Source organism: Neptuniibacter sp. 1_MG-2023 (assembly GCF_030547185.1).
Lineage (GTDB): Bacteria > Pseudomonadota > Gammaproteobacteria > Pseudomonadales > Balneatricaceae > Neptuniibacter.
The window spans coordinates 80,763-96,603 of sequence record NZ_JAUOQR010000003.1; the positions used below are offsets into that span (position 1 = coordinate 80,763).

General features: G+C 44.4%; 16 protein-coding genes. 5 read left to right on the forward strand and 11 right to left on the reverse strand.

Features of this window, described 5'->3' with window-relative positions; genetic code table 11:
- Positions 1-15: 15 nt before the first annotated feature.
- Positions 16-2,193, reverse strand: coding sequence for a malate synthase G (locus Q4492_RS04935; protein ID WP_303416155.1), 2,178 nt, complete (start codon positions 2,191-2,193; stop codon positions 16-18).
- Between the two features lie 276 nt (positions 2,194-2,469).
- On the opposite strand from Q4492_RS04935, the gene Q4492_RS04940 reads away from it, so the two are divergent.
- Complete coding sequence (locus tag Q4492_RS04940) at positions 2,470-3,444, forward strand: alpha/beta hydrolase (RefSeq protein ID WP_303416156.1); 975 nt, start codon at positions 2,470-2,472, stop codon at positions 3,442-3,444.
- Between the two features lie 54 nt (positions 3,445-3,498).
- Here Q4492_RS04940 and serA read toward each other — a convergent pair whose 3' ends face one another.
- From serA to Q4492_RS04955, 3 genes are all read right to left on the reverse strand, one after another.
- Positions 3,499-4,731, reverse strand: coding sequence for a phosphoglycerate dehydrogenase (gene serA, locus Q4492_RS04945; RefSeq protein WP_067862693.1), 1,233 nt, complete (start codon positions 4,729-4,731; stop codon positions 3,499-3,501).
- Between the two features lie 258 nt (positions 4,732-4,989).
- Entirely contained in the window at positions 4,990-5,271 is a 282-nt protein-coding gene (locus tag Q4492_RS04950; RefSeq protein ID WP_067862691.1) for a pyrimidine/purine nucleoside phosphorylase, read from the reverse strand.
- Between the two features lie 83 nt (positions 5,272-5,354).
- A complete protein-coding gene (locus Q4492_RS04955; protein WP_303416157.1) occupies positions 5,355-6,236 on the reverse strand; it encodes a LysR family transcriptional regulator in 882 nt (293 codons plus the stop codon).
- A 92-nt stretch (positions 6,237-6,328) separates the two neighbouring features.
- Here Q4492_RS04955 and Q4492_RS04960 point away from each other — a divergent pair, with 92 nt between their 5' ends.
- From Q4492_RS04960 to Q4492_RS04975, 4 genes are read left to right on the forward strand one after another with little or no spacing between them, the layout of a single operon-like run.
- Positions 6,329-7,534, forward strand: a complete 1,206-nt coding sequence (locus Q4492_RS04960; protein ID WP_303416158.1) for an MFS transporter — start codon at positions 6,329-6,331, stop codon at positions 7,532-7,534.
- A 43-nt stretch (positions 7,535-7,577) separates the two neighbouring features.
- A complete protein-coding gene (locus tag Q4492_RS04965) occupies positions 7,578-8,240 on the forward strand; it encodes a fumarylacetoacetate hydrolase family protein (RefSeq protein ID WP_303416159.1) in 663 nt (220 codons plus the stop codon).
- A gap of 53 nt (positions 8,241-8,293) precedes the next feature.
- Positions 8,294-9,022 (forward strand): DUF2927 domain-containing protein, encoded by a 729-nt coding sequence (locus tag Q4492_RS04970; protein WP_303416160.1) that lies wholly within the window; start codon positions 8,294-8,296, stop codon positions 9,020-9,022.
- Positions 9,023-9,032: 10 nt separating this feature from the next.
- Positions 9,033-9,446, forward strand: a complete 414-nt coding sequence (locus tag Q4492_RS04975) for a CopD family protein (protein ID WP_303416161.1) — start codon at positions 9,033-9,035, stop codon at positions 9,444-9,446.
- A 28-nt stretch (positions 9,447-9,474) separates the two neighbouring features.
- Here the strand turns inward: Q4492_RS04975 and Q4492_RS04980 are convergent, their stop codons facing one another.
- From Q4492_RS04980 to argS, 7 genes are all read right to left on the reverse strand, one after another.
- A complete protein-coding gene (locus Q4492_RS04980) occupies positions 9,475-10,086 on the reverse strand; it encodes an SCP2 domain-containing protein (protein WP_303416162.1) in 612 nt (203 codons plus the stop codon).
- A gap of 10 nt (positions 10,087-10,096) precedes the next feature.
- Positions 10,097-10,855 (reverse strand): bifunctional demethylmenaquinone methyltransferase/2-methoxy-6-polyprenyl-1,4-benzoquinol methylase UbiE, encoded by a 759-nt coding sequence (ubiE, locus tag Q4492_RS04985; protein ID WP_303416163.1) that lies wholly within the window; start codon positions 10,853-10,855, stop codon positions 10,097-10,099.
- A gap of 105 nt (positions 10,856-10,960) precedes the next feature.
- Positions 10,961-11,344 carry a DUF971 domain-containing protein gene (locus Q4492_RS04990; RefSeq protein ID WP_303416164.1) on the reverse strand — a complete coding sequence of 128 codons (384 nt, stop codon included), beginning with the start codon at positions 11,342-11,344 and terminating at the stop codon, positions 10,961-10,963.
- 16 nt (positions 11,345-11,360) lie between these two features.
- Entirely contained in the window at positions 11,361-12,701 is a 1,341-nt protein-coding gene (hslU, locus tag Q4492_RS04995; RefSeq protein ID WP_303416165.1) for an ATP-dependent protease ATPase subunit HslU, read from the reverse strand.
- Positions 12,702-12,716: 15 nt separating this feature from the next.
- Entirely contained in the window at positions 12,717-13,250 is a 534-nt protein-coding gene (gene hslV / locus Q4492_RS05000; protein ID WP_303416166.1) for an ATP-dependent protease subunit HslV, read from the reverse strand.
- Between the two features lie 208 nt (positions 13,251-13,458).
- Positions 13,459-14,100 carry an SPOR domain-containing protein gene (locus tag Q4492_RS05005; protein ID WP_303416167.1) on the reverse strand — a complete coding sequence of 214 codons (642 nt, stop codon included), beginning with the start codon at positions 14,098-14,100 and terminating at the stop codon, positions 13,459-13,461.
- A gap of 4 nt (positions 14,101-14,104) precedes the next feature.
- The gene (gene argS / locus Q4492_RS05010) at positions 14,105-15,790 is read right to left on the reverse strand and encodes an arginine--tRNA ligase (RefSeq protein ID WP_303416169.1); all 1,686 of its coding nucleotides are present in this window, start codon (positions 15,788-15,790) and stop codon (positions 14,105-14,107) included.
- Positions 15,791-15,841: the final 51 nt, after the last annotated feature.

Below are 15,841 nucleotides of genomic sequence, written 5' to 3' on the forward strand. Positions count from 1 at the left end.
TATGAGTGAAACTAATTATGCACCAAATTTTGCTTTTGCTTCGATACGGCGACGGTGCAGAACCGGCTCGGTATAACCGTTTGGCTGTTTGCACCCTTCGATAACCAGCTCACAAGCTGCTGCGAAGGCGATGCTGTCGTCAAAATTAGCGGCCATAGGACGGTAAAGAGGATCGTTTTCGTTCTGGCGATCTACAACGGCCGCCATGCGTTTCATGGTTTCCATTACTTGCTCTTCAGAGCAGATACCATGACGTAACCAGTTAGCAATATGCTGGCTAGAGATACGTAGTGTTGCACGATCTTCCATTAAGCCAACATCGTTGATGTCTGGTACTTTTGAACAACCTACACCTTGATCGATCCAGCGAACAACGTAGCCTAAGATACCTTGTGCGTTGTTATCCAGTTCCTGTTGAATCTCTTCAGCAGACCAGCTTGGATTAGCTTCAACTGGGATCGTTAGAATGTCGTCTAAATTTGCACGAGGACGTGATTTTAGTTCATCCTGACGGGCAAAAACATCTACCTGATGGTAATGGGTAGCATGAAGAACAGCGGCGGTTGGTGAAGGTACCCATGCGGTATTCGCGCCCGACATAGGATGACCGATCTTAGCTTTCAGCATGTTTGCCATTTGATCAGGAATTGGCCACATACCTTTACCGATCTGTGCACGACCTTGTAGGCCACAAAGTAGACCGTTATCAACGTTCCAATCTTCGTAAGCACCAATCCAAGAGGCGGCTTTCATGTCACCTTTACGGATCATTGGGCCAGCTTCCATTGATGTATGTATCTCATCGCCGGTACGGTCAAGGAAACCTGTGTTGATGAATACCACGCGCTCTTTAGCTGCGCGGATACACTCTTTTAGGTTGACAGTTGTGCGGCGCTCTTCATCCATTATGCCCATCTTCATTGTGAAGCGTGCAAGGCCAAGTATATCTTCGATACGAGCAAATAGTTCATTAGCAAAGGCAACTTCTTCAGGACCATGCATCTTAGGTTTTACGATGTAGGTGGAGCCTGTTGTTGTGTTGCTAAATTTACCTGTGCCTTTCATATCGTGGATGGAGATAAGTGTTGTAATAACACCATCCATAATCCCTTCAGGAATTTCATTACCGTCTTTGTCCAAGATCGCTTCGTTAGTCATTAGATGACCTACGTTACGAACGAACATTAGACTGCGACCTTTAAGGGCGATGTTGGAACCATCTAGTGCAGTAAATTCACGGTCTGCATTAATGCGGCGAGTAAAGGTTTTACCCCCTTTACTTACTTCTTCAGTAAGATCGCCTTTCATTAGACCTAACCAATTGCGATAGATAACAACTTTATCGTCGCCATCAACAGCAGCAACAGAGTCTTCGCAATCCATGATAGCAGTCAGGGCCGCTTCCATGATGATATCTTTAATGCCGGCGGCATCTTCTTTGCCTATTTGGCTGTCACGGTCGATCTGAACTTCAAAGTGTAGACCGTTATTTTCAAACAGAATAGACAGTGGTGCAGAGGTCTCGCCTGTATAGCCGATAAGCTTTTGAGTATCCGCTAGTGTTGTGGTGCCGCCATTAGTCATAGCAACAACTAGCTGTCCATCAACGATAGTGTAGCCGGCTGAATCTTTGTGTGAGCCTGTCGCTAAAGGTACTGCCTGATCAAGAAACTCGCGAGCAGCGGCGATAACTTTTGCGCCACGTGCTGGGTTATAACCGGCAGTTTTCTCGGCTCCATTCTCTTCTGAAACAGCATCAGTACCGTAGAGAGCGTCGTAAAGACTTCCCCAACGGGCATTCGCTGCATTCAATGCAAAACGTGCATTCATGACAGGAACAACGAGCTGAGGGCCAGCCATCGTTGCCATTTCAGGGTCAACATTTTCTGTTGTCGCGGTGAAATCTTCACCTTCAGGCAATAGATAGCCGATCTCAGATAAGAAATCTTTATAGGCTTCTAGATTGAAAGCTTGACCTTGGCGTTCGCGGTGCCATGCGTCGATCTGCTCTTGGATCGCATCACGTTTAGCTAACAGATCGCGATTTTTAGGTGCTAAATCGTGAACAAGTGCATCAAAGCCAGCCCAAAATTGTTCGCTAGTTACGCCAGTGCCTGGCAGTGCTTCATTGTTTACGAAATTATATAGAGACTCTGCAACTTGAAGGCCGCCGCTCTGTACCCTTTGACTCATAATTACTTGCCCCAGTTATATGTTCCGACAGTCCAGGTGCGAGGCAACCGTGAACTGAGTGGAGTAGAAACTGCTTTTGATTGCAGTTGTCATTGTGCAATGCAACAGTAGCTCAAAGAAGAAAAAAAGTCGCCTAACTAGATCCTAAAGTATGATAAGTACGCCTTATATTCGGTATAAGTTGAGCGAATAGTTATCGTGATAAGCTAGAGTTAAGGGAGTAACTTGTTGTTTTTCTACAGGGCTATTTCCATAGTTGTTTCTCTAGGAGTGTATATGGGTTTGTTCGAACGAGACTTATTGATTAGGAGCTTACCTGCCTACACAGATGCAGCCGCAGGTGTATTGAATGATCAAATTAGGGCTTATTTGAAAACTTATCAGCTGATGCCGTTGGTAAACCGGTCTAAATATAGAATAGGTCGTATTAAGCTAGATGGGATAGAGGTGACCCTTCAGTCCTATTCGCAGGAAAAAGGGAGCGCTTGCCGAGGAACCGTTATTGTTCTTCATGGGTATATGGATCATGTAGGGCTGTATAAACACCTAATTGATAGGTTGCTCAGGGATGGTTTTGATGTGTTGTGTTATGACTTAAGTGGCCATGGCTTATCGGATGGGGATCCTTTATCTGTGGAGGACTTTAAACATTATGCGACTCAATTAGCGGACCTGATCGCTTTTGTTAAATCTGATATTAGAGGACCTTTGCATTTGATTGGGCAAAGTACTGGAGGGGCTGTCATTATGGCTCACCAGTTGTTGTTTACACATGAGAATACGCCTCTTATTGGTGAGAGGGTTTTGTTAGCGCCGTTAGTTCGTTCATCTTCATGGCGTGCCATCCAGCGAAAATTCCGCTGGCTTAAATATATAGTAAAGAGAGTTCCGAGAGGGTATAGCAACAACACGCATGACTTGAAATTTAGGCAATTTATTAATGAGGAAGACCCACTGCAATATAAAGAGATACCCGTGAATTGGGTGGGAGCTATGTTGGCATGGGGGCGTTGGATTGAATCCCATGAACCTGTGAGTGGGATTATTCATATGATTCAAGGTACCGATGATGATACGGTCGATTGGCGTTATAACCTCGCTATACTAGGGCGCTTGTATCCAGAATTGGAGCTAACGTTGATTAACGGTGCAAAACATCATTTAGTGAATGAAACCGCGATCTATCGAGAGGAGGTGTTTGAAAAAGTTGGGCAGATTTTTAATCATTGGGAAAATAAAAACGGGCGCTGATCGCGCGCCCGTTTTATCTAAAGCCGATAAAGACTTATCTTGTTGGTCGATCTATTAAAACAAGCGACGGCAGCGGATTGTGCCTTCGATCTGTTTTAAGTTTTCTAACGCAACTTTAGAACAATCAGCATCTACATCAATTACAACGTAGCCTACTTTTTCGTTTGTTTGTAGGTATTGGCTGCTCACGTTTACACTGTTAGCAGAGAAAACATTGTTAATCGATGCCATGATGCCAGGTACATTGTTGTGAACGTGTAGCAAACGGTGAACATTTGGATGCTCAGGCAGTGCTACTTCAGGGAAGTTCACAGAGGTAATTGAAGAACCGTTATCACTATATTTGATCAGTTTTTCAGCTACTTCGTAGCCAATGTTTTCCTGTGCTTCCATAGTAGAACCACCGACGTGAGGCGTCAGAATAACATTGTCATATTTGCGTAGTGGGGAGATGAACTCATCATTGTTAGAGCGAGGTTCAACTGGGAATACGTCGATTGCTGCGCCTAGCAAGCGGCCTGAATCCAGCGCGTCACATAGGTCATCAATAACCACAACGGTGCCACGAGCGGCGTTTAAAAAGATGGAGCCTTGCTTCATCTCTGCAAACTGAGCTTCGCCCATCATATCTTTAGTTGATGCTGTTTCAGGAACATGTAAGGTAACAATATCACTAATATTTAGCAGTTCTTTTAACGATCCCACTTGTTTTGCATTACCAAGGGACAGTTTTGTAACCACGTCATAAAAGTAAACATCCATGCCCATTGCTTCAGCAATAACACTTAATTGTGAACCTATACTGCCGTAGCCAACGATACCTAGTTTTTTACCACGAATTTCGTAAGAGTTTTTAGCCGATTTTTGCCATTCACCACGGTGGGCTTTAGCACTTTTTTCAGCAACGCCACGAAGCAATATGATCGCTTCAGCAATGACTAACTCTGCTACAGAGCGTGTGTTTGAGAAAGGTGCATTAAAGACGGCAACACCATTCATGGTTGCTGCTTCTAAGTTCACCTGGTTGGTGCCGATACAGAAACAACCTACAGCTACTAATTTTTTAGCAGCATCAAAAACTTTATCCGTTAGCTGAGTGCGGGAACGAATACCAATGAAGTGAACATCTTTTACACGGGCGATCAATTCGTCTTCTGGTAGTGAGCCAGTTAAGAATTCGATATTGGTGTAACCATTCTGATTAAAAGTGTCCACCGCAGATTGGTGTACGCCTTCTAGTAGCAAGATCTTGATTTTGCTTTTATCAAGAGAGGTTGTATTACTCATGGTAGTAGCTCTTTAATTGCGTGGTGATCGCCTATAACAGGTGCGCCACAGGTTTAGTCGCTGAAAATTTATGCGGGCATATTATCACAGCCTAAGTTGAAAAGGATGAATGAACAGTCCAGATTGCGGGAAAAATATTCAACTTAAGTTGAGGCAGATTGTATTGAATAAGGAAATTGTCAAATTTTGCCCGCCAACTAAAAGCGAAAGATTGTGCGATTCTTTTAGTCGGCAGGTGTTCTATAGCTAGGGAATTATTTAGCTATAGAAGCATAAGTAAGCAGTAGGTTGCTCAACTTTTAGTTGGAAGCTTTGATTAGCTGCTACTTTAAATTCAGTACCTGTCGGAAACGATTGGAAGGTTTCAGTACCTGGAAGCTTAACAATAAGTTCGCCGCTGACAACTTTCATTAATTCATCTTCACTGGTGCCGAATTCATATTCACCAGGTGCCATCACACCGACTGTTGCTTTACCTTCAGTGTTTGTAAAACCAATCGATTTGACGGTTCCGTCGAAGTACTCATTTACATCCAACATTATCGTAATCTCCTCAAATTTTCGCGAATCATAGAGATAAAATAAGGTTGCTGCAAGCTGAGTGTTTAGCGGGCTTTATCTTGTTATTTCTTCTCTTGGCTATGTTCTAAAAGAAATTCCACAAAGGTGCGGTTAGCATGTGACAGGTAACCCCCTTTACGCCAAGCAATAGATAGATCAAGCCATACGGATTTGGTGAAGGGCCTAGCTACGAGGTCGGGTTCATCTTGAATCACCATCTCCATTAAGGTGGAGATAGCAAACCCCTGCTTGACGATCGATTTAATGAGCGGGATTAGGTTGGTTTCAAAGCTGATATTAGGTGTGACATCTGATTCGGCGGCAATACGGTCGACAACGTTACGGTGGAAATACCCGCTGTTAAACATGACCAGCTCTTCGGCGAAGAGCTGTGGATAACTAATGCTCTCTAATGCGGCGAAGGGGTGGTCTTTGGGGCATACCACCATCATCTGTTCACGTAGGAATACTTTAGTTTCCAAAAAGTCAGAGGTTGTTTCATCTACAATCACCGCTAGGTCAAGCTCGCCGGTTTCAAGTAGTTGCTGCAGTTTCCCCGCCCCACCATCGATAACGGTAAGGTTTAATTGTGGATAGCGGTGACGAAAAGCCATCAGTATGGGAGGAAAATGATAGGACCCCAACATACTGGGTATACCGACACGGACATCGCCTTGGATTAAGCCTTTCAACTCCTGCATCTCCAGTAATGCATCCTCTGTTGCCTGCAGTATTTTGCATGCATGCTGATAGAGATGTTGGCCTTCATCTGTAAGGCTGATTTTTCGATCCTGGCGATGGAATAGAGTGAGTTCCAACTCAGCCTCTAGCTTTTTTATGGCCATGCTGATCGCCGGTTGGGCTATATGAAGATGTTCGGCGGCTTTTGTAAAGCTGCTGAAGTCGGTGACGGTTTTGAAGTAGGTCAGGTGTTTTATGTCCATGTATAATATTTTCTTATGAAATCAATAAAAAGTATATATTTTTATTATTCGCTGTTGATTGCTAATCTGCATCCATAATTAGAGGTGCAAAGATGATAGAAGTAGGTACAGCCCAGTTTTGGCGAGCTACATTGGCGTTATGTTTAGGCTCATTTATGGTTTTCTCCAATGTCTATATTACTCAGCCACTTCTTCCGATGTTGGCGAATGAATTTCAGATAACACCTTTACAGGCGAGCTGGAGTTTAACTGTTACAACGCTCACTTTGGGTATCTCTTTGCTGTTTTTTGGGCCGATCTCTGATGCTATAGGCCGTACACAGTTGATGCTAGGCAGCATGGCAGGTGTTGTTTTGTGTAGCTTTGCCTTGTCTCAAGTTAGCAGTTTTGAGCAGCTTGTATCGTTAAGAGCTGTACAAGGGATTTGTTTAGCAGGCTTACCCGCTATTGCTATCGCCTATATGGGGGATGAGTTTGGACGAAATGCAGTAAGGGTGGCAGTTGGTTTATATATTAGTGGTAATACACTCGGAGGTATTGGTGGGCGGTTGATCGGCGGTTTTGTTGGCGATTGGCTGGGGTGGCAGGAAGCTTTTGCATTGATGAGTTTAATCAGCTTTATCTGTTTAAGTGTTTTTGCTTGGATGTTACCTATGTCTGAAAACTTTTCGCCAACCCTGTTACGTCCTAAACGCGTCTTCGCTGATATTTTATCTCATTTGCAGAATCCTTTGTTGGTGTTGGCATATATTATTGGCGGGTTAAATTTCTTTATATTTATTAATCAATATAGTTATGCGACCTTCCTGTTAGCCGAGGCGCCTTTTAATCTCCCTGCTAGTTTATTAGGTATGTTATTTCTTACCTATTTAAGCGGTACATTTGGTTCGGCTATTTCTGGCAATATAGCGGCCAAGATACCTCAACCATTGGTGATTGCACTTGGCTGTTTAGTTTTAATGCTGGGAACTCTAGTTACGCTTATACCTTCATTATGGACAATTATAGTTGGCTTCCTGATTAGTGCTTTTGGCTTTTTTGTTGCCCATTCAAGCGCGAGTAGTTGGGTTAGCCAAAACGCGCGGCATGCACGTGCCACGGCTTCTTCTATCTATCTCGTGTTTTATTATTTAGGTGCGAGTAGCGGCGGCTTTTATCTCGATCCTTTTTGGCATTGGCTCGGCTGGCATGGTGTTGTTGTTGGGTCTTTAATTGTGCTGACATTAACCTTTATTTTATCTGTGGGGTTGTATCTACGTTCGCGTCTCTCTCTAGCTACTGGGCAAGGGTGCGGGTAAACTTAGCCTATAAATTGGCCTTTGGAATAGTTGGGGAGCATTGATGAGTTATCAACATCGTTTTATTGACGGTAGATCTGCTGGTTTGCCTACAGGCAAAGTGATTTGTGTGGGACGTAACTATGCTGATCATGCCGCTGAGCTAAATAATCCCATTCCTACTGAGCCAATGTTGTTTATCAAGCCATCAACGAGCGTGGTTGATATGGCTGAGCCTTTTATTGTTCCTCAGGGGTATGGCTCAGTACATTTTGAGACTGAGATGTCTATCTTGATCGGTGAGCGTTTAAGTCATGCATCGGAAGAGGAAGCGCTTGCTGCGATTGCGGGCGTTGGTTTGGGCTTAGATCTTACTCTACGCGATTTGCAAGGTAAGTTGAAAGATAAAGGTCACCCTTGGGAAAAGGCTAAAGGCTTTGATGGGGCTGCACCTTTATCCGTTTTTGTCGCACCTAGCTGTGTTCCGGATTTGCAGAATGTAGATATCAAATTGATGGTTAATGGTGAATTACGCCAGTCGGGTAACAGCTCGCATATGTTGAATCGCGTTTTGCCCTTGATTAGCCATAGTAGTGAATTTTTTACGCTGGAACCGGGTGATGTGATTTTAACGGGGACGCCAGCAGGTGTTGGACCTATCTTGCCGGGTGATCAATTGGAAGTGTCATTAGCTGATCTTCTAAACATCTCTACACGTGCTATTTGATAATGTTTCCGTTCTGTCGGAGATTTCTTTTTTTAGCCTTGTTTAGTTGCTCATTGACTGCCAGTGCTGATTATCGCTGGCAGCAGCCCAGTTATTTAGTACAGGCTTTTACTCAGGTAGCTCTACGGAATGAGTACTCGCAGCAGGGGCGTGTGGTGCGCCGTTGGGAAAAGCCTATCCGTGTATGGCTGGATCACAAGGTTGGCGATAAAAGCCTACATGCCGACTTAGTACGTATGCATGTCACCCATCTATCTTCGTTGATACAGCATCCTATTAGTTTTGTGTCCTCTCCTGAGCAGGCTAACCTGAAAATTGTGTTTACTCAGCAGCGAGACTGGATTGAACAGGTTGGTCAGCTTTTTGGTGAAAATGCGGTAAAAGTTATGCATGGGGCGGTTTGTATGGCTAACTTTCGTGTTAACAGTAGGTATGAAATAGAGAGCGCAGCTATTATTATTCCTGTAGATCAAGCGCGAATGCATGGGAAATTAGTGACCTGTATTGTGGAAGAGATTACTCAAGTGTTGGGGTTGCCAAATGACTCTGAGGAGGTTTATCCCTCAATTTTTAATGATAAAACCCCCGAGAGTTTGCTTTCCGGCTTAGATGGTCTGCTGCTGAAGATGCTATATAGCGCTGAGCTGAAAAGTGGTATGACAGAGAGTGAAGTGAAGCCCTTTTTAAACAAATTAATTCGTAAATGGCAGAATGACGGTACAATCAAGACTGCAAACCGTGATATTCGATCCGGTGAGCTTTACCCTCTTTTAGGCTATTAAGGAGATCGCCATGTTATGGGTTAAAACCTTTCATATTCTTGCGATGACAAGTTGGATGGCGGGGATCTTCTACCTTCCTCGTATTTTTGTACATTATGTTGAAGGTCGTGAGGCGGGACAAGATGTTACGCGTTTAGAGATTATGGCCGGTAAGCTTTATGGTTTTATGAGCATTATGGCGCTCTTTACGCTGGGTTTGGGTTTATGGTTGTGGCTAGGTTATGGTTTTAGTGGCGGATGGTTACATGCCAAGCTTGTTTTTGTGGTTTTGTTAATTGGTTATCATCACTGGTGTAAAGCGTATTTGAAGAAGATGAGAGCGGGAGTTTTAGATCGGAGTGGGCGTTATTTTCGCTTATTTAACGAATTACCATTATTGATCTTTATACCTATACTTATTTTTGTTGTTGTTAAACCTTTCTAAGATGTTTAAGTATTGAGGATGGCTAAGGTTAGCTCTTAACCTTAGCTGCTATCTTGGCGCTTAAGCGCTCTACGCGCTCTCTTAAAACGTCTATCTCGCTGTAAAAATTGTTGATTTCAGGGCGAGTAGGGATCACCTTTAACTCCTCTTTTAGATATTCATCCAGATTCTGAATGACGCTTAGGCCTGCGTTTTTGTACCCGTTTGTTTTCCAAGTAGCATAGATGGCTAATTGGTGAGCCGGCAGCTCTCCAACTAAGTTCGCAAGCATACCCTCCCAGTCAATCTGTGTATCGGCCAAAATCTCTTGTAAACGTGTTGCTAGAGCCGTATCCCCTGAAAGCTGAATTGTTTTGCCAAACATGGCATCTGCTCGGTCTTTAGTTGCCAAAAGCTTAAGGAAGTCGAGAGCCTGTCCACTCAGCGTGGCATCGGGTTTGTCGTTATAAATCGATTGAATTTGGATTCCATCGGCATTAGGGAGTAGAAACAGGTTAAGTCTAGGATTCGTTACTTCTACGGCAATAACTTTACCGCTTAAACGTTCGAGATGTTGTAGTGTGATCGGGTCACGCTGTAATAACTGGCTGCATGCCTCTTCCGCTGTTGTGAGGAGGGTTGCTTGTAACATCTCGATCATTGGGAGACCTTTAAGGTTTAATGCCTGTATGCAGAGCGACAATACCGCCGGTCATATTTTGGTATTTGCAGTTTGTTAGCCCTGCATTTTGCATCATCGATTTGAGTGTTTCCTGATCGGGATGCATACGGATCGATTCTGCTAAGTAGCGATAGCTGTCAGCATCACCTGCAATCATGGAGCCCATCTGAGGTAGGATGTTGAAAGAGTAAAAATCGTAAGCTTTAGTTAATAATGGGTTGTCAGTTTTAGAAAACTCTAGGACCATTACTTTTCCGCCAGGTTTCAACACGCGAGCCATCGAGCGTAATGCCGCATCTTTGTCCGTTACATTACGTAGGCCAAACGCGATTGTAATAACATCGAAGGTATTATCAGGAAAAGGTAATGCTTCTGCATTAGCTTGCACAAACTCGACATTGCCGGTTACGCCTTTGTCCATTAGCTTATCGCGGCCAACTTTCAGCATAGAGTCGTTGATATCTGCTAATACAACTTTTCCCGTTGGGCCAACTAAGCGTGAAAAACGCATGGTTAAATCACCGGTACCACCTGCAATATCTAAAACAGTATTGCCTGTACGTACACCGCTTTGCTCTATAGTGATACGTTTCCAAAGGCGATGAACACCTCCCGACATCAGATCATTCATCAAGTCATATTTGCCAGCTACGCTGTGGAATACATCTGCAACACGTTGAACCTTCTCTTCTTTTTTTACGTCTTCGAAGCCGAAGTGAGTTGTGTCGTCATTGCGCTGGTCGGTCATGTTTAGATGTCCTGATGATGGTCTTAAATATGAATGCTGGAATTGTACCTATATGGAGCGGTATTGTCTTGGGAATGTATTCAAGATTTATTACTCTTAAATCGCTCAGCCTCGACCAATGGCGATAAGCCCGCCATCACGACTTTCGCCTGCGGCTTGGAGTTTTTCAAGGTAGGTTTGCCAGTACTGATCATAATTGTACGCTAGGTCATGTAGGCAGTCCCATGTGTAAAGGCCACTATCATGACCGTCGTCAAACACAATTTTAAGGGCGTAGTTACCCGTTGGGATGAGTTCTTTTATTCCTACCAGTTTTTTACCTGTTTGCAGTACGCCATTACCTATTCCGTGGCCTCGTACTTCGGCAGAAGGTGAGTGCACTCGAAGATACTCTGCTGTTAACTCGAACTTATCGTCTCCATAAGTTAATTCCAGAGTACGAGATTTTTTATGTAATTTAATCTCGTTAGGCAATGGCGCTTTTGACATGTGGATCTCCTTGTCGCTAGAGGATGTAGTGACTTAAGTCTTCATCCTGACTCAACTCGCTGAGTTGTTGGTCAACAAAGGCTTTATCTATCTTAATGGATTGGCCAGAGCAATCTGAAGCTGAGAATGATAGCTCTTCTAGTAAGCGTTCCATCATTGTATGTAAGCGTCTAGCCCCAATGTTTTCGGTGCTTTCATTTACTTGAAAGGCGAGTTCTGCAATACGGTGAATGCCGTCATCGGTAAACTCAACATTTACGCCTTCAGTTTTTAGTAGGGCGATATATTGTTCGGTAAGTGATGCATTCGGTTCTTTGAGGATGCGGCGGAAATCATCCGGTGTAAGTGCTTTTAATTCAACGCGAATCGGCAAGCGGCCCTGTAATTCAGGAATTAGATCTGAAGGCTTAGATAGGTGGAATGCGCCTGAGGCAATAAATAGTATATGGTCTGTTTTGATCATGCCGTATTTAGTGCTTACTGTGCAGCCTTCAATTAAAGGTAGTAAGTCACGTTGCACCCCTTCGCGAGACACTTCACCACTACTATTTGAGCCGTTTTTACAAACTTTATCTATCTCATCTAGAAAAACGATACCGTGTTGTTCAACTAACTCAACCGCACTTTGCTTGAGCTCATCTTCTTTCACCATACTAGCCGCTTCTTCATCGGTCAGCATTTTGAAGGCTTCTTTTATCTTCATGCGACGAGATTGTTTTTTTCCGCCACCCATGCCAGAAAACATGCTTTGTAGCTGATTTGTCATCTCTTCCATGCCTGGCGGTGCCATTATCTCAACGCCCACTTGGGGTTGGGCTACTTCGATATCGATCTCTTTGTCGTCTAACTGGCCTTCACGCAGCTTTTTACGGAAAACTTGGCGAGTCGCGCTATCTTCCCGTTCGGCAGGGGATTGTTGCTCGCCAAAGTTTGCAGGACGGGCGGGTGGCAATAATGCATCTAAAACGCGCTCTTCAGCTGCTTCCTCAGCTCGAAAACGAACCTTTTCCATCTCCTTTTCACGCAGCAGCTTGATGGACATGTCGACAAGATCGCGGATAATGGTTTCTACATCGCGTCCAACGTAGCCAACTTCAGTAAATTTGGTTGCTTCGATTTTTATAAATGGCGCATTAGCTAGTTTAGCTAAACGGCGTGCTATCTCTGTTTTACCTACACCGGTTGGGCCAATCATTAAGATGTTTTTAGGTGTTACTTCGGTGCGTAATTCATCATTTAATTGCATACGGCGCCAACGGTTACGTAGGGCAATAGCGACCGCTCTTTTGGCTTCATCTTGTCCGATAATATGGCGATCCAGCTCGGATACAATTTCGCGTGGGGTCATGTTAGACATATCTTATTAGTTTCCTTAGCTGGCGACAGAATCAAGTTCTTCAATAGTTAAGTTGCCGTTGGTGAAGACACAGATCCCTGCGGCAATATGCAGGCTTTTCTCAACGATCTCTTTTGCGTCTAATTCAGTATTATCAACGAGTGCACGTGCAGCCGCTAACGCAAAGTTGCCGCCAGAACCGATTGCAATGACGCCATCTTCCGGTTCAATAACATCTCCGCTCCCGGAGATTAAGTAGGTTTTTTCTTTGTTAGCAACGAGCATTAGGGCTTCTAAACGGCGTAGTACTCTATCGCTGCGCCATTCACGTGCTAAATGGATTACCGCATTAACGATATTGCCTTGGTGTTTTTCAAGTTGCTGTTCAAATAGATCACGTAGTGTAATCGCATCAGCGGTAGAGCCTGCAAAGCCTGTTATGACGGCGTGTTTAGCGAGCACATTCACTTTTTTTGCGCTGCCTTTCATTACGGTGTTGCCTAAAGATACTTGGCCATCACCGCCGACTACTACTTTGTCTCCACGACGTACGGATACAATCGTTGTCATCTTCTGCTCCTAATGGGAGATTTAATTACCAATAACACGCAAAAAACGATGTGGCGGGCGTGATATTGCTTTCTTTAAGGGGTTTACAGAAAGATGGTGACGCTGAGATGAATTTCAAGGCTTAATTGACTAAAAAGCCCAGCTTTATCGCTGGGCTTTATCGCTGGGCTTTATCGCTGGGCTTTCTCGTTTGTTTCTGTATTGCGCCTTATTGCTTGATGCGCAGAGGTTGGATATTGAGTTGCACAAGCTTATCGTAGGCTTTAGATAATTTAGATCGATTATCAAAAGGCCCTAAACGAACTCGATACCAAAGGGTACCGTCTTTGTTTTTACTGGTATCTGTATGGACATCGGGCAAGCCTTGAAGGATGAGTTGTGCGCGCATTCTTTCTGCATCAGCCTTCACTTTGAAAGAGCCTGCCTGTAAAAGGTATTTGTGTTCAGACTTTGCGTTTTTAGGCGTCGATTTATAAGCGTCAACCTTGACGGTTTCTACTTCACTCTCTTTTAGCATTTCGTAAAATTCGAAGCGGTTGGTGTTCTCTGTCGTAGTGGCTGCCGTTGTTGTTGATTTCTCAACTACCGGCGCTTTGCTTTCAGGTGCTTTCTTTACGCTGGGTTTAGGAGCCGAATGATTAGCTATAGGTGTTGTACTCGGATCCCTATCGATTTGGGTGAGTTTGAATAATCCATAGCCTAGGCCTCCCAGTAAGATAAGGGTGATTGCAAGTAGACCTGTGGGAAAGCGCTTTTTAGCTTTAGCGGGCGCTTTTTTAGTAGAGGGTCTAGAGCGGCTAGCCGAAGCTGCGCCGCGTTTGTTTTTTGCATAGTCCTTACGGGAGGCCATAGTGTTACATCTGCTCCGGTGCGGTAACGCCAAGTAGATCTAAGCCGTTTGCTAAAACATGACGTACGGCAACGGCCAGAGTTAGGCGTGCATTACGTAGGTTTTCATCATCGACTAAGGTTTTTTCTGAATTATAGTAAGTATGGAAATCACCGGCTAGATCACGTAAGTAGTTGGCGATCTGGTGAGGCTCACGGGCACTGGCTGCATTTTTTACCACTTCTGGATAGCGTCCAAGGTTGATAACCAAGTTCTTTTCAGATTCTAGTTCTAAGCAAGATAGAGCTGCTTTACCTGTTTCAAGATCCCAGTCTAAATTGTTCTCGGCGAGTTTGCGGAAAATGGAGCAAACACGGGCGTGGGCGTATTGAATATAGTAAACCGGATTGTCTGCGGATTGAGAGCGGGCAAGATCTATATCAAACGTTAAATGACTATCTGATTTGCGCGCAGCCAAAAAGTAGCGTGTTGCGTCACGGCCGACTTCATCGATAAGGTCTCGCAGGGTTAAGTAGCTGCCTGCACGTTTGGATATTTTTACCTCTTCTCCGCCGCGCATAACGGTAACCATCTGGTGAAGGACGTAATCAGGCCAGCCTTTAGGGATGTCTGCATTAAGTGCTTGAAGGCCTGCGCGGACACGAGTGATAGTGCTGTGATGATCGGCGCCCTGTTCATTTAATACGCATTCAAATCCGCGTTGCCATTTGTCCAAGTGATAAGCAACATCTGGTACAAAGTAGGTGTAGCCCCCATCTTTTTTGCGCATTACTCGGTCTTTGTCATCACCAAAATCGGTTGTACGTAACCAAAGTGCGCCACCATCTTCATAGGTGTAACCGTTTTTGATTAGTGTTTGTACAGTACGTTCTACTTTTCCTTCCTCGTAAAGGGACGATTCAAGGAAGTAAACATCAAAATCAACAGCAAACGCTTTTAGGTCGAGGTCTTGTTCGCGTCTTAAATAGGCAACGGCGAAATGACGAATCGCTTCTAGATCTGCAGAATTTTTTGTCCCAGTAAAGGATTGGTCTTCAGATTTAACGGTATCACCGCGCATAAAGCTTTCGGCAAGGTCGATAATGTAATCACCACGGTAGCCATCTTCAGGCCAGCTTGCGTCATCAGGTGTTAGGCCCTTGCAGCGAGCTTGTACCGACAGTGCTAAGTTGTTGATCTGTTGGCCAGCATCATTGTAATAAAATTCACGGGTTACATCCCAGCCATTGGCATCCATTATGCGACATAGGCAATCACCTACAGCGGCGCCACGGCCATGGCCAATATGCAACGGACCTGTTGGGTTTGCCGAGACGAATTCGACCTGCACTTTACGTCCCGCACCGTCGTTGTTGCGGCCATAACTCTCTTTCTGATCCAAAATAGTGGTTAGTAAACTGTTGGTTGAGGCTTCACTAATGAAAAAGTTAATAAAGCCTGGTCCTGCTATCTCAGTACGCGTTAGATTGTCAGATTGAGGCAACGCGGCAACTAGTTTTTCTGCTAATTGGCGAGGATTGCTACGCGCAGGCTTAGCTAAGGTCAGTGCAATGTTGGATGCGTAATCACCATGTGACTTGTCACGTGTGTTTTCAACCATGATATTTGGTTGTACATCTTCCGGCAAAGTGCCATTTTCAATCAGTGTTTTTAGGGCAGAATCGATAAGTCCTGCAATAACTTGTTTCATTAGCGTACATGTACCGTTTGGATGAATCGGTGGGCCTGAAGGCGGTTTTGG